Here is a 13,690-nt window from a genome sequence, read left to right as displayed (position 1 = left end):
ATCCCACCACGAGACTGTCAACCGGCGATCACATGGTGGCGGCCCAGGGGCAGCATCAGCGGCTTGCCCGACGTGGGGTCCGTGATCACCTGGCTGTCCAGGCCGAACACCGCCCGTACGCAATCCTCGGTGAGCACCGACGACGGGTCCCCGGAGGCGTGCAGTGCGCCGTCGGCCAGGGCAATCAGGTGGTCGGCGTAACGGGCCGCCATGTTGAGGTCGTGCAGCACCATGACGATGGTCGTGCCGCGGGTGTGGTTGAGGTCGGTCAGCAGGTCCAGCACCTCGACCTGGTGGCTCACGTCGAGGAACGTGGTCGGCTCGTCGAGCAGCAGAACGTCGGTCTGCTGGGCCAGGGCCATCGCGATCCACACCCGCTGGCGCTGGCCGCCGGACAGCTCGTCGACCGAGCGGTCGGCCAGGTCGGCGGTGTGGGTGGCGTCGAGGGCGGCCGCCACGGCGACGTCGTCCTCATGGCTCCAGCGGGACAGCAGCCGCTGGTGCGGGTTGCGGCCGCGGCCGACCAGGTCGGAGACCGTGATGCCCTCGGGCGCGATCGGGGACTGGGGGAGCAGCCCGAGCGTACGGGCGAGCTCCTTGGCCGGCATCCGGTGCACCTCGCGCCCGTCGAGCAGCACGTGGCCGGCCCGCGGGGCGAGCAGCCGCGACATCGAGCGCAGCAGCGTCGACTTGCCGCACGCGTTGGCGCCGACGATCGCGGTGATCTTGCCGGGGAGGACGGTCAGGTCGAGCGACTCGATGACCGTACGGTCGCCGTAGCCGAGCTTCAAGGAGGAGACGAGCAGGGAATGTGAAGCGGTCACAGGGAGCCTCCCGCGCGGTTCGTGCGGATGAGCAGATAGACGAGGTAGGGGGCGCCGAGCACGCCGGTGATGACGCCGACCGGGTAGCGGATCTCGAACGCGTACTGGCCGAGCAGGTCGGCCAGCAGCACCAGCAGCGCGCCGACCAGGCCCGCGGGCACGAGCAGGGAACCGGCCGCGCCGACGATGCGGGCCGCGATCGGGCCGGACAGGAAGGCCACGAAGGCGATGGGGCCGGTGGCCGCGGTGGCGAAGGCGAGCAGCCCTACGGCGGCCACGATCACCAGGATCCGAGTTCGTTCCAGCCGTACGCCGAGGGCCGCGGCCGTGTCGTCGCCGAGCTGGAGCATGAACAGGTTGCGGGCCTGCCCGAGCAGCACCGGCCCGAGCACGAGCAGCGCGATCACCACCGGCACGGTCTCGTCCCAGGTCGCGCCGTTGAGGCTGCCGGTCAGCCACCGTACGGCCTGTTGCAGGTCCCACTGGGCGGCCTGGCTCAGCACGTACGCGGTGGCGCTGTCGAGCATGGCGGCGATGCCGATGCCGATCAGGATGAGCCGCGTGCCCAGCACCCCGTCGCGGAACGACAGGACGTAGACGATGATCGCCACGCCGAGGCCGGCCACGATCGCGAACGCCGACACGCCGGTCTCGCTGAGGCCGAGGATGACGATGGCGAACGCGGCCGCGGCGCTCGCGCCCGAGGTGATGCCGATGACGTCGGGGCTGGCCAGGGGGTTGCGCAGCATGGTCTGGAAGGTGACGCCGCCGAGCCCGAAGCAGAACCCGGCCAGGGCGGCCAGCGAGGCCCGGGGCAGCCGCAGCTCGCCCACGGTGAACGACGCCCCCGGCACGGTCTCGCCGAGGATTACCCGCCAGACCTCGGACAGGGAGTAGAAGGTCTCGCCGACCATGAGGGAGGCGGCGTAAAGCGCGGCGATGAGAAGGGCGAGGACGCCCATGACAAGGGCGCGGCGGCGCGAGCGGCGAACCCGGCTGTGGATGACGGCCTGGAGAGTCACAGCTCGCGCACCTTCTGCCGCCGGACGATGTAGATGAAGAACGGGGCGCCGATCAGCGCGGTGATGATGCCGACGTCGATCTCCTGCGGCCGGGCCACGACCCGGCCCACCACGTCGGCCGCGGTCAGCAGGGCCGCGCCGACGACGGCCGAGAACGGCAGCAGCCAGCGGTGGTCAAGCCCGATCAGCAGGCGGCACAGGTGGGGCACGACCAGCCCGACGAAGGCGATCGGCCCGGCCACGGCGGTCGACGCGCCGCAGAGCAGCACCGCGCCCAGGGCGGCCACGCCGCGGGCCAGCGCCACCCGCTCGCCCAGACCGGCCGCGAGGTCGTCGCCCAGCGCCAGCGAGTTGAGCGATTTGGCCGAGAGCAGCGAGATCGCGAACCCGACCAGTAGGAACGGGCCGGCCTGGCGCAGGCTGTCGTACGAGGCGCCGCCCACGCCGCCGATCTGCCACGACTGGAAACCGGTGGCGATGTCGCTCCGCGGCAGCACGAACGCGCTGATCAGCGAGGCCAGCGCGGCCGAGATGGCGGCACCGGCCAGGGCGAGCTTGAGGGGAGTGGCCCCGCCTCGGCCGAGCGAGCCGACGGCGTACACGAAAACCGCCGTGACCGCCGCACCGAGAACGGCCACCCAGACGTAGGAGGCGGCCGAGCTGAGGCCGAACGTGACGATGCCGGTGACGACGGCGAGCGAGGCGCCCATGTTGACGCCGAGGATGCCCGGGTCGGCCAGCGGGTTGCGGGTGACGCCCTGCATGACGGCGCCGGCCAGGCCGAGCGCCGCGCCGACGACGACCGCGAGGAGCGTACGGGGAATGCGTTTGACCACCGCGGCCTGGCCGAGGTTGTCGTCGCCGCCCCGCACGCCGGCGACGATGTCGTGCCATCCGACGACGCGCGAGCCGAACGCGACCGACGCCAGCATGAGCAGGGCCAGCGCGGCCAGGCCGGCGAGGATCCAGAGCGTACGCACCCGTGCCGGGCGCCGCCGCGGAACGGCGGGGCCCGGCACGGGACGGGAGTCGAGCTGCGTCATGACACCTTGTCGGCGGCGGTCGCGAGCAGGTTGACGTAGTCGTCGAGCACGAACGGGATGGCCAGGACGGTCGGGTTGGCCGCCGTCGCCAGCGGGGTGCTGCCGACCAGGCTGACCACCGAGCCGCGCTTGATCGCCGGGATCTTCGACAGCAGCGGGTCGGCCTGCAGCTTGGCCAGCTGTTCCGCGCTGTCGGCGTACATCACGATCACGTCGACGTCGTCGAACGCCTGGATCTGCTCGGCCGACTGGTTGAGGGTGAACTGGTCGGTGCCCTGCGACGCCTTCTCCACCACGTCGGCGATCTTGAGGCCGAGGTCGCTGAAGAACTGGGTCCGGGTGTCGTGGCTGGTGTAGTAGCCGATCTTGCTGAGGTCGGTCGGGTCGATGTGCGTCACGAACATCGTCTGCTTGCCGGCCAGCTGCGGCTTGGTGGCGGCCGCGTCCTTCATGGCCTTCTCGGTGCTCGCGATGAGCGCGTCACCCTCGGCGGCCAGGCCCAGCGCCTGGCTGGAGAGCTTCACGATGTCGCGCCACGGGGTCGCCCACGGCGCGTCCGGGTAGGCGATCACCGGCGCGATCTTGCTGAGCGTGTCGTAGTCCTGCTGGGTGATGCCCGAGTAGGTGGCCAGGATGACGTCCGGCTTGGTGTTCGCGACCTCCTCGAACGCGATGCCGTCGGTCTCGTCGAACATGACCGGGGTCTGGCCGCCGAGCTGCTTGATCTTCTCGCCGACCCACGGCAGCATGCCGTCGCCGTCGTCGTCACCGAAGTTGGCCTTGGCCATGCCGACCGGGACGATGCCCAGCGCCAGCGGGACCTCGTGGTTCTCCCACTGCACGGTGGCGACCCGCTCGGGCTTCTTCTCGATGGTGGTGGTGCCGAGCTTGTGCTTGATCGTGATGGGGAACTGCGCGGCGGCGGAGCTACCACCGGCGGGGGTCTCGTCGGGCTCGTCGGAACCGCCGCCGCAGGCGCCCAGCGCCAGGGCAGCGGCCGCGGCGACAGCGGCCGCCAGCAAACGGTGTGCGCGCATGCGCGACTCCAGTTCTGCAAATTCGAAGTAAGGGGTGCCTAACCTAACATCGAGTTTGGAGGAGTCCAGAGGTCGCGGCAACTCAAGGGCGCAGGTCACGGGCGGGTGAGGGCCTGTCGCGGGGCTGGACGGGATCTGCTAAGCCCCCGCCGCTGACGCTCAGGACAGGCGGTAGACCGAGACCGTCGCCTGCAGCTCGGCCGCGGTCCGGGCCAGGCCGGCCGCCGTCTGCCGGGTGTCGGCCGCGCCCGAGGTGACGTGCGAGGCGGCCTCGGAGACGCCCGCGATCGTGTCGGCGATGCTGGTCGAGCCCATGGCGGCCTCGCTGACGCTGCGGGTGATCTCGGCCGTGGTGGCGGTCTGCTCCTCGACGGCGGCCGCGATGGTCGTCGTGTAGTCGTTGATGGTGGCGATGACCTCGCCGATCTGCTGGATCGCGATGACCGCGGCGTTGCTCTCGGCCTGGATCGCGCCGACCTGGGTGGTGATCTGCTGGGTGGCCCGCGCGGTCTCCTGGGCCAGGTCCTTGACCTCGCTGGCGACCACCGCGAAGCCCTTGCCGGCCTCGCCCGCCCGGGCCGCCTCGATGGTGGCGTTCAGCGCGAGCAGGTTGGTCTGCTCGGCGATCGAGGTGATCAGCGCGACGACCGAGCCGATCTGGGCCGACGCCTCGCCGAGCCGGGCCACGCTCGCGTTGGTGCTCTCGGCGGCGCGGGCCGCGTCGGCGGCGACACTGGCGGCCTCGTTGGCGTTGTTGGCGATCTCGCGGATCGACACGCCCATCTCCTCGGCGCCCGCGGACACCGTCGTGACGCTGGTCGACACCATGGACGCCGACTCCGACACCGTGGACACCTGGGCCGAGGTCTCCTCGGCCGAGGCCGAGAGCTCCGACGACACCGCCGACAACTCCTCGGAGGCCGAGGCGAGCAGCGTCGAGCTGTTCTGGATGCGCTCGACCATCTCACCGATGGCGACGGCGGTCCGGTTCAGCGTGCCGGACATGTGGCCGACCTCGTCGTCGCTCTCCACCGGGACGCGCGCGGTGAGGTCGCCCTGGGCGATGCGTTCGAGCGCGTCGACGTTGCGGGCCAGCGGCTTAACGATCATGCGAGAGATGGCGTAGGCCAGGGCCAGGCCGAGCAGCAGGCTCCCGGCCAGCAGCGCGATCACCAGCGTGCGGGTCGACTCGTAACGCGACTGGGCCGAGGCGGCCTGCTCCGCGCTCGCCTCGACGGTCATGTCGGACAGCGAGGTCAGGTCGGCGCGGACGTCCTTCATCTCCTTGGCCAGCACGCCGTCGCGCAGCGTGTTGAGCGCGGCCTTGGCGTTGCGGTCGGACAGCGGCATGACCTCGCCGGAGAGCAGCTTGGTGTACTCCGCCCAGTTCCGGTCGAAGTCCCCCGCGGTGGCCAGCGCGGCCGGGCTCACCGGGAACGACTGGAACTCGCGGGAGAACTGGGCGACCTCGCCCTCGGCCTTGGTGATGGCGGCGGCCGCGGTGCTCCGCTCGGCGGCCGTGTCGGCCAGCAGGTAGTCGTCCATCGCCAGCCACGTGCGGTTGACGGCGGCGCGCAGGTTGCCGATGCTGTTGAGCTCCTGGTTGTGCTCGAACCCGTGCTCGACCTCGTGGTTGGTCGCGCTGAGGCTGCTCAGCGCGTACAAGCCGTTGCCCACCCCGAGGAGGGAGACCACGCCGACAGCGGCCATGATCTTCGTGCCGACGCGCCGGTCGGTGAGCAGGCGCTTGAATCGAGGGCTCACGGGTCAACTCCGTCTTGCTTGGCGGGGCGGGGGCTGTCCCGGGCAAGATCGGCGGACCGGCGTACGGGCTTCAGGAAGCGCCCGGGTGCGAAAAGGTTGCGATACTGAGTTCCGCTGGAATCGGGAGGGATGCCGTGGCACGTGAGCCGCAGCGGGCGACGCTGGCCGCCGTCGCGCGGGAGGCCGGCGTGTCGGTGCCGACCGTCTCCAAGGTGGTCAACGGGCGCGCCGACGTGGCGTCCGAGACCCGCCGGCGCATCGAGGAGCTGCTGGTGCGGCACGGTTACGTGGCCCGCGGCCCGGGCGGCGCGCAGCCGGCGACCCGTACGGTCGAGGTGGTCTTCGACGGCATGCGCTCGCCCAACAACCTCGAGATCCTGCACGGCGCGCTCGAGGCCGCGGCGGCCGAGCCGGTCGAGATCGTGGTCGGCACCCTGCCGCAGGATCCGCTGGGCGCGGCCTGGGCCCGGCGGATGGCCATCGCCCACCGCGAGGGCCTGATCCTGGTCACCTCTGAGATCAACCCGCACCAGTGGCGGCAGTTCGCCGAGCAGCACATCCCGGTGGTGACGATCGACCCGATCAACCTGCCCGGCCCCGACGTTCCCAGCGTCGGCGCCACCAACTTCAACGGCGGCATGGCGGCCACCACGCACCTGCTCGACCAGGGCCACCGCCGGATCGGCTTCATCGAGGGCCCGCCCGGCGCGATGGTGGCGATCGCCCGCCTGCACGGCTACCACGCCGCCCTCGCGCAGCGCGGCCTGTCCAGCGACCCCGACCTGATGAGGGCCGGACCGTTCCAGTTCGACACCGGCTTCTCGGCCGCGCTGGAACTGCTGGGCCTCCAGCCCCGGCCGACCGCGCTGTTCGCCTCGAACGACGGGCAGGCGCTGGGCGCGATCGAGGCCGCCCGCACGCTCGGCCTGCGCGTGCCCGAGGACGTCAGCGTGGTCGGCTTCGACGACATCACCGCGGCCCAGTGGTCGGCGCCGCCGCTGACCACCGTGCGTCAGCCGTTCGCCGAGATGGGCCGGGTGGCGATGCGCCGCCTGCTCCGGCTGATCGACGGCGAGGAACTGGCCTCGCCGCGCGTCGAGCTGGCCACCCAGCTGATCATCCGGAAGTCGACCGCCCCGGCCTGACGCTGCTGACTCTGCTGCTGCCGTCGCTGCCGCAGCCGTCGCCGTCGTCTTCCTCGGCTCGAAAGTTTTCGAGACCTTGACATGACGTTTTCGCAATCTTACGTTGACGCGAGTCTGCACCGTGCCCCTGGCAGTCTGAACCGGCCAGGACCCCAGGCTCGGCACAAGAGAAAGGCTCGTTCATGACCTCCGTGTTCCACGTGGCGACCACCGGCTCGGACACCGCCGCAGGATCTGAGGACCAGCCCTTCCGTACGATCAACCGCGCGGCCGCCCTCGCGCAGGCGGGCGACACCGTGATCGTGCACGCGGGGGAGTACCGCGAGTGGGTCAAGCCCCGCCGCGGCGGCCTCAGCGCCGCGCGCCGCATCACCTATCAGGCCGCCGAGGGCGAACACGTCGTCATCAAGGGCTCGGAGCGCATCACCGGCTGGGTCCAGGAATCCGGGACGGTCTGGCGCGTCGACGTTCCCAACACGCTGTTCGGCGACTTCAACCCGTACGCGGAAGAAGTCGGCGGCGACTGGATCGTCTATCCCGAGGGCGCCCCGCACAAGCACCTCGGCGACGTCTACCTCAACGGGCTGAGCTTCTACGAGGCCGACTCCGCGGAGGCCGTCGCCTCGCCCGAGGCCCGTACGGAAATCGTCGACAACTGGACCACGACGACCGACCGCGTCCGCAACGTCGAGCAGACCAAGCTCGTGTGGCACGCGACGGTCGGCGAGGAGTCGACGACCATCCGGGCCAATTTCCAGGGCGCCGATCCCAACGCCGAGCTGGTCGAGATCAACGTACGCCGGTCGGTCTTCTACCCCGATCTTCCGCACCTGGACTACATCACCGTGCGCGGCTTCGAGCTGGCCCAGGCGGCCTGCCCGTGGACGCCGCCGACCGCCGACCAGCCCGGCCTGATCGGTCCCAACTGGTCCAAGGGCTGGATCATCGAGGACAACGTCATCCACGACGCCAAGTGCTCGGCCGTCTCGATCGGCAAGGAGGCGTCGACCGGCCACAACTACGCCACCGAGCGCGGCGACAAGCCCGGCTACCAGTACCAGCTCGAGTCCGTCTTCTCGGCCCGGCAGATCGGCTGGGACAAGGAGCACATCGGCTCGCACGTCATCCGCCGCAACACCATTTACGACTGCGGCCAGAACGGCATCGTCGGCCACCTCGGCTGCGTGTTCTCGACCATCGAGGACAACCACATCTACAACATCGCCCTCAAGCGCGAGTTCTACGGCTACGAGATCGGCGGCATCAAGCTGCACGCGGCGATCGACGTCGAGATCCGGCACAACCGCATCCACGACTGCTCGCTCGGCACCTGGCTCGACTGGCAGACCCAGGGCACCCGGATCTCGCGCAACGTCTTCTACAACAACAGCCGCGACATCTTCATCGAGGTCAGCCACGGCCCGTACCTGGTCGAGCACAACGTCTTCGCCTCACCGGCCGCGATCGAGCTGTTCAGCCAGGGCGGCGCATTCGTCAGCAACCTGATCTGCGGAACCGTCCGCGTCGAGGCGGTCATGGACCGGGCCACCCCCTACCACCACCCGCACACCACGCAGGTCGCCGGTTACGCGTACATCCGCGCCGGCGACGACCGCTGGGTCAGCAACCTCTTCGTCGGCGGAGACTCTTCCCTCGCGTACGGTCCCGGCGCCGAAGGAAAAGCTCCCGCGCTCTCCGGCACGTCGGCCTACGACGGCTACCCGGCTTCGTTCGAGGACTACGTGGCCCGCATCAAGGCCCAGCCGCCCGGCGACCACCAGCGCTACCTCGACGTGGTTCAGGCCGTCTACACGACCGGCAACGTCTACGCGGCCGGCGCCCGCCCCTTCGACGGCGAAACCAGCCCCGTCGTGGTCACCCCCGGCCAGGCCTCGGTGGTGGAGGAGGACGACGCCGTCTACCTGGTGACCGACCTGCCGGCCGACTTCGACGACGCTCGCCTCGCCCCGATCACCGGCCGCGACCTCGAGCGGGTCCGCTTCGCCAACGCCGAGTTCGAGGAGCGCGACGGCACCCCCGCCGTGCTCGACGTCGACCTGGTGGGTACACACAAGCCGGCCGACTCCCGTTTCACCGCGGGCCCGATCGCCGGCCTGGCCTCCGGCTCTTCCCGTACGCGGATCTGGTAGCCCCCCCCCCCGGAAGCGACCGCGCGACGCCGCGCGGTCGCTTCCTTCACCACCACCAGCTGCCCGCGCGGCCGCCTCACCGGTGTAATCGGCAGAGCTCCGCATCCAGCGCGGCCAGGTTCGGGAGGTCCGATCCGTCCCACCATCGGATCTCGCCGATTTCGTCGTTGGGTTCGAACGGCGCCCGGCCGGTCAGTGCGGCTCCGAACACTGCCGCGTACTCGAGGCGGTCGTCCGGCTTCAGGCGGAACGTGGCCAGGCCGCTGTAGGTGACCACCGGCGCCTCCTGCCCGGTCTCCTCGATGAACTCGCGAACGGCAGCTTCTCGGGGACTCTCGCCGTGTTCGATCATGCCGCCGGGCAGCTCCCACTGCCGGCGCCGGCGGTTGAAGACAAGCAACGTGCAGCCCTGATGCCGCCCCACGACCAGTGACAGCGGAAGCGGAATGCCGGGGTCGAGTTGCTCGAGATTCTGTTCGGGTCCCACCCGGTATTCCAGAAGCTCGTTCCCCTCGACATCGACCGCGATCGGCGAAGTCATGGACGAAACAGTTCCCTTCCCAGCGAGGCGCTTCAAGCGTGAGCCGACGCGCCATCGGCAGTTACTGGGCATCACGCCAGCTAGCCTTGCCCACCATGGTGGAACGGCCGACCACGTGGTGGCGTGAGCGAGTAGCTGACGAAGTAAGCGAGATCGCGGCGGGCACTCTCGACCCGGATGACGCGTTCGCGGCCGGCCTGTTTCCCGCGGAGATGCTCGCCCAGACGGACCAGGTTCTGACCCGATTCGAGCAGGACGTCGCTGATCTGGTCAATCATCGCCGGGAACCGGCGGCCGACTCGGACGTCTTCGCAGTGATCGAGCGGACGGTGAAGGCGCTCAACGCGGTCAATGCCCGTTTCGAAGGGGCGGCATACGAGACCGGTGAACGTGAACAGCTCTGCGAATACCTCAACGAAGCCCTGGAGGACGGCGGGATCGATGTGGACGCGTTCGCCGGCCGTCATCGGATGACTCGCCACGAGATCACTGATGAGTGGCGGGATTGGTAGGCCCCCGCTCACCGGCCGTCCGGAAACGTGACAGGGCGAGGGCTCCGAGGCGGGTGGTCGCGAGCGCCGCGGCCAGCACGGCGACCACGACGATGGTCCAGCCGATGTCGGGAACCCACAGCAGGGCCTGGCCGAAGTCGCCGCTTAGCTGGGCCGGCAGCACCACCAGGACGAGGGCGATGAGGACGGCGGATCCGGCGGCCGTCGCGACCGCGGGCCACAGTTTCCGGGCCGGCCGGATCAGCGACGAGGTGACACCGGCGGCCAGCAATGCGGCCACGGCCAGAAGCGCATACCGGACGTAGCCGAGCACCGGATCGGCCTGGCCCGGCTCCGGGGATCGGCCCAGTGTCATCCGGGCCACGTTGAAGCCCAGGGCGGCCAGCGAGTCGTCCAGGGCCAGGCTGTAGCTGTTGGCCAGCACGACCACGCCGAGGTCCGACCCCGGCAGCACCACGTGCGCGAAGTAGCCGGGGGTGGCGCCGGCGTGCCACACCACGCGGGCGCCGTCCATCTCGGTATCGCGCCAGCCCAAACCGTAGCCGTTGGGGGTCTGGCCGGCGTGCATCGCGCTGTGCTTCCCGCCCAGATGCGCCCGCGCGAACAGCGCCATGTCGTCCAGGCTCGCCGCGACATAGCCGTACGGCGCACCGGACGTGTCGTATCCGGGATCGAAGCGCCGCGGATGGCCGAGCCAGTATCGGTGACCCGCGGGCAACCCCACCCGTTCCGCCTCGGCCTCGGTGGCGGCGGCGTGCCGCATGCCCAGTGGTTCGAAGATTTCAGAGCGCAGGAATTCCCGTACGGCTTCCCCGACACGGTTTCCACGAGCGCGCCCAGCACCATGTAGTTCGCGTCGCTGTATTCGTGGGCGGCGCCGGGAGCCCGGGAAGGCTTGACGCTCGCGAGATCGCGAACCGACCGGGCCAGCCCGTCGGCGCTGTTGTCGAACCGGTCGGTGCGACTGGCCCACTGCCCGAGGCCGCTGGTGTGGGTCAGCAGGTGCCGCACCGTGATGCGGCCCGCGGCGTCCTCGTCGGCCAGCCGGAACCAGGGCACGTGCCGCCGCACCGGATCGTCCAGCCCGACCCGCTTCGTCTCGACCAGCCGCATGACGGCTTGCGCGGTGACCGGCTTGGAGACCGATCCGATCAGGAACGGGGTCTGCGCGGAGACACCCCAGGCCGCCTGGCGAACCACGCCGTCACGGTCCACGATCGCGTACGCGAGCCCGGGGATCCGCAGCTCCGCCTGCTGTTGCCGCAGATATCCCTCGACGTCGTCACCCGTTGCGGCATGGGCCGGGACCGGCATGAGAAGCACCAGCAACACCATCAACCATCGCATGACCATCACGCCATCCCCCATAATCGTATGGCCGTATGGTTATAGAGATATACCGTACCGCGATATGGTTATGCAATGGCTCGCACCGCGGATCACGACGCCCGGCGACGGCAGGTCGCCGAGGCCGTCGAACACCTCGTCGCGACCGAGGGATACGACGCCGTGACGGTGGCCAAGACGGCGGCCGCGGCGGGCATCTCGGTCGGGCTCGTGCAGCATTACTTTCCGAGCAAGGACGAGATGCTGCTGCACGCGTTCACCCACGCTCGCGAGCGGACCGAGCAACGTTTGCTGGCCGACGCCGCGAACGCCGACCGGGCCGGCGCCCGCATCGAGCACATCCTGCTCGACGCGCTGACCGAGCTGCTGCCGCTCGACGAGCGCCGCCGCCGCGAGTGCCGGGTCGAGCTGGCCTTCACCGGCCGGGCCGTCGACAACTCCCGCGTCGCGCAAGCGCTGGGCCGCAGCAACGCCCATCTGCGCGCTCAGCTGGAACAGGCGATCCGCAACGGCAAGGAATGCGGCGAGGTGGCCGCCGGCATCGAGGAGCGCGCCGAGGCGGCCCACCTGCTGGCCATCCTGGACGGGCTCAAGCTGCACGCGTACACCGAACCGGCGACGATGACGGCCGCCGCCTCCCGCGACGCGCTGGCCGCCCAGCTGCACCGGATCTTCTCAGGCACGTGCCATCACCGCCGGGGCGGTCAGTCGGCGACGTGATCGCCGAAGTTGTGGTGGCGGATCTGGACCTCCTCGAAGTCCAGCGTGGTCTGGATGCTCTGCAGCACCTCGTCGTCGATGACGCCCTCGTCCCGCAGCCGCACGACGGTGGCGTGCTTGTGCGCGATCGCGGCCAGCCGTAGCCGCCGGTCCTGCTCCTCGCGGAGGCGGGCGCCACTGCTGTCGTCGGGGCCGTCGGCGCGCAGGATGCCCAGCCGGCGGTCGAACTCCTCGCGCAGCTGGCCGGCCAGCTCGGGGGCGGCGCCGGTCTCGGCGGCCAGCTCGGGCAGGGCGGCCACGGCCTCCTCGGCCGCGGTGATCTCGGCCCGGTGGCGTTCCCGGGCGGCCTCGCCGTCGTCGGCCAGCCGGGCCCAGCGCACGATCCGCGGCAGCAGCGGCGCCTGCACGACCAGCGTCACGGCGATCACGCCCGCGGTCACGAAGACGACCACATCGCGGCCGGGCAGGCTTTCCGGCACGGCCAGGGCCGCGGCCAGCGAGACCGCACCCCGGAAGCCCGCGGCGGCCATCACCGTACGGGGTCTCGCACCCAGCCTCAGCTCGCGTTGCCGGGGGCGGCGGTCGAGCAGGCGGATCGCGTACGGGCTGGTGAACAGCCAGGCGAAGCGCACGCCGATCACCGCCGCCGACACCGCGACCACCGCCGCCAGCGCCTGCGCGAGCCCGACCGTGCTGAGACCCCGTACGGCGGACTGCACTTCCAACCCGACCAGCACGAACAGGGCCGCATTGGCCAGCGCGGTCAGGAAGGCCATGACGGTCCCCACGTAGTGCCGGGCGTCGGCCGAGAACAGGCGGGGCGCGGCCCGGCTCACCCACAGACCGCTCACCACCACAGCCAGCACCCCCGAGGCTTCGACCTCCTCGGCCACCAGGTACGCGGCCAGGGGCGTGGCCAGGGCGACGATGTTGTGCTGGAACGGGTCGTCGAGGCGCTTGCGGGCCTGCACGCTGAGCCACGCGAGCGCGAACCCGATCGCGATGCCACCCAGGTACGCCAGCAGGAATCGGCCCGACACGCTGGCCAGGCCGACATGCTCCTCGCCCATCGTGACCCCGACCGCCAGCGCGTAGATGACCAGCGCGGTGCCGTCGTTGACCAGGCTCTCGGCCCGCAGCGTGGTGGCGATCCGCCGGGGCAGGGACCGGCCCAGCACCCCGACGGCGGTGGCGTCGGTCGGCGCGACGGCCGCGCCCAGCACCCAGGCCGGACCCCACGGCATGCCGAGCAGATGCGCCGCGGTGGCGGCCACGGCGGCCGTCGCGGCCACCAGCACCGTGCTGAGCAGCAGGATCGCGCGCAGGTTGGTGCGGATCTCGCGCAGCGACGACGTGAAGCTCTCCCAATAGAGCAGCACCGGCAGGAACAGCAGCAGCACCGCCTCGGGCGGCAGGTGCGCCGACCTCAGCGCGGGAACGAAGCCGAGCAGCACCCCGGCGAGGAGCAGCAACGCGGGCGGCGCGATCCGGAACTGACGAGCCAGGCTCGTGCAGACCAGAACCGCCATCCCGACCGAAACGGCCAGCAGCAGACTGAGCACGTCCGGCTCCGCTACCCGATCGG

The 13,690-nt window shown here is 70.7% G+C and carries 11 protein-coding genes and 1 pseudogene; 4 read left to right on the top strand and 8 right to left on the bottom strand.

Annotated elements, in window-relative coordinates; all coding sequences use genetic code 11:
* Window positions 1–17 precede the first annotated feature (17 nt).
* The 5 genes from ACZ3I4_RS09565 to ACZ3I4_RS09545 form a co-directional block, all read right to left on the bottom strand.
* Complete coding sequence (locus ACZ3I4_RS09565) at window positions 18–824, bottom strand: ABC transporter ATP-binding protein (RefSeq protein WP_465381447.1); 807 nt, start codon at window positions 822–824, stop codon at window positions 18–20.
* Window positions 821–1,846, bottom strand: a complete 1,026-nt coding sequence (locus ACZ3I4_RS09560) for a FecCD family ABC transporter permease (RefSeq protein ID WP_465381446.1) — start codon at window positions 1,844–1,846, stop codon at window positions 821–823. Before ACZ3I4_RS09560 ends, ACZ3I4_RS09565 begins: the two co-directional genes overlap by 4 nt.
* On the bottom strand, window positions 1,843–2,889 hold the full coding sequence (locus tag ACZ3I4_RS09555; protein WP_465381445.1) for a FecCD family ABC transporter permease: 1,047 nt from the start codon (window positions 2,887–2,889) through the stop codon (window positions 1,843–1,845). Before ACZ3I4_RS09555 ends, ACZ3I4_RS09560 begins: the two co-directional genes overlap by 4 nt.
* The gene (locus ACZ3I4_RS09550; RefSeq protein ID WP_465381444.1) at window positions 2,886–3,926 is read right to left on the bottom strand and encodes an iron-siderophore ABC transporter substrate-binding protein; all 1,041 of its coding nucleotides are present in this window, start codon (window positions 3,924–3,926) and stop codon (window positions 2,886–2,888) included. Before ACZ3I4_RS09550 ends, ACZ3I4_RS09555 begins: the two co-directional genes overlap by 4 nt.
* 159 nt (window positions 3,927–4,085) lie before the next feature.
* Window positions 4,086–5,690, bottom strand: coding sequence for a methyl-accepting chemotaxis protein (locus ACZ3I4_RS09545; protein ID WP_465381443.1), 1,605 nt, complete (start codon window positions 5,688–5,690; stop codon window positions 4,086–4,088).
* A gap of 134 nt (window positions 5,691–5,824) precedes the next feature.
* Here ACZ3I4_RS09545 and ACZ3I4_RS09540 point away from each other — a divergent pair, with 134 nt between their 5' ends.
* Window positions 5,825–6,835 (top strand): LacI family DNA-binding transcriptional regulator, encoded by a 1,011-nt coding sequence (locus ACZ3I4_RS09540; RefSeq protein ID WP_465381442.1) that lies wholly within the window; start codon window positions 5,825–5,827, stop codon window positions 6,833–6,835.
* Window positions 6,836–7,017: 182 nt separating this feature from the next.
* Window positions 7,018–8,985 carry a right-handed parallel beta-helix repeat-containing protein gene (locus tag ACZ3I4_RS09535; RefSeq protein ID WP_465381441.1) on the top strand — a complete coding sequence of 656 codons (1,968 nt, stop codon included), beginning with the start codon at window positions 7,018–7,020 and terminating at the stop codon, window positions 8,983–8,985.
* A 76-nt stretch (window positions 8,986–9,061) separates the two neighbouring features.
* Here ACZ3I4_RS09535 and ACZ3I4_RS09530 read toward each other — a convergent pair whose 3' ends face one another.
* Window positions 9,062–9,526: an NUDIX hydrolase gene (locus tag ACZ3I4_RS09530; protein ID WP_465381440.1), complete on the bottom strand. Its 465-nt coding sequence runs from the start codon at window positions 9,524–9,526 to the stop codon at window positions 9,062–9,064.
* A 95-nt stretch (window positions 9,527–9,621) separates the two neighbouring features.
* Here ACZ3I4_RS09530 and ACZ3I4_RS09525 point away from each other — a divergent pair, with 95 nt between their 5' ends.
* Window positions 9,622–10,038 (top strand): hypothetical protein, encoded by a 417-nt coding sequence (locus tag ACZ3I4_RS09525; protein ID WP_465381439.1) that lies wholly within the window; start codon window positions 9,622–9,624, stop codon window positions 10,036–10,038.
* Here ACZ3I4_RS09525 and ACZ3I4_RS09520 read toward each other — a convergent pair.
* Window positions 10,013–11,352, bottom strand: a pseudogene (locus tag ACZ3I4_RS09520) (serine hydrolase domain-containing protein). The gene ACZ3I4_RS09525 and the pseudogene ACZ3I4_RS09520 sit on opposite strands and share 26 nt — an antisense overlap.
* A gap of 108 nt (window positions 11,353–11,460) precedes the next feature.
* Between ACZ3I4_RS09520 and ACZ3I4_RS09515 the strand changes: the two are divergent.
* Window positions 11,461–12,105: a TetR/AcrR family transcriptional regulator gene (locus tag ACZ3I4_RS09515; protein ID WP_465381438.1), complete on the top strand. Its 645-nt coding sequence runs from the start codon at window positions 11,461–11,463 to the stop codon at window positions 12,103–12,105.
* Here the strand turns inward: ACZ3I4_RS09515 and ACZ3I4_RS09510 are convergent.
* Window positions 12,090–13,667 carry a Na+/H+ antiporter gene (locus ACZ3I4_RS09510; RefSeq protein ID WP_465381437.1) on the bottom strand — a complete coding sequence of 526 codons (1,578 nt, stop codon included), beginning with the start codon at window positions 13,665–13,667 and terminating at the stop codon, window positions 12,090–12,092. The genes ACZ3I4_RS09515 and ACZ3I4_RS09510 overlap by 16 nt on opposite strands.
* Window positions 13,668–13,690: the final 23 nt, after the last annotated feature.

Source organism: Actinoplanes sp. NPDC021490, assembly GCF_055562135.1.
Note: the sequence above shows the minus strand (reverse complement) of the source record. Positions and strands in the feature narration are given on the sequence as shown.

What these genes read in the sequence shown, in the direction of transcription:
- ACZ3I4_RS09555 (WP_465381445.1), bottom strand. Translation starts at nt 2,889, where the DNA reads ATGACGCAGCTCGACTCCCGTCCCGTGCCGGGCCCCGCCGTTCCGCGG.
- ACZ3I4_RS09550 (WP_465381444.1), bottom strand. Translation starts at nt 3,926, where the DNA reads ATGCGCGCACACCGTTTGCTGGCGGCCGCTGTCGCCGCGGCCGCTGCC.
- ACZ3I4_RS09535 (WP_465381441.1), top strand. Translation starts at nt 7,018, where the DNA reads ATGACCTCCGTGTTCCACGTGGCGACCACCGGCTCGGACACCGCCGCA.
- ACZ3I4_RS09530 (WP_465381440.1), bottom strand. Translation starts at nt 9,526, where the DNA reads ATGACTTCGCCGATCGCGGTCGATGTCGAGGGGAACGAGCTTCTGGAA.
- ACZ3I4_RS09525 (WP_465381439.1), top strand. Translation starts at nt 9,622, where the DNA reads ATGGTGGAACGGCCGACCACGTGGTGGCGTGAGCGAGTAGCTGACGAA.
- ACZ3I4_RS09515 (WP_465381438.1), top strand. Translation starts at nt 11,461, where the DNA reads ATGGCTCGCACCGCGGATCACGACGCCCGGCGACGGCAGGTCGCCGAG.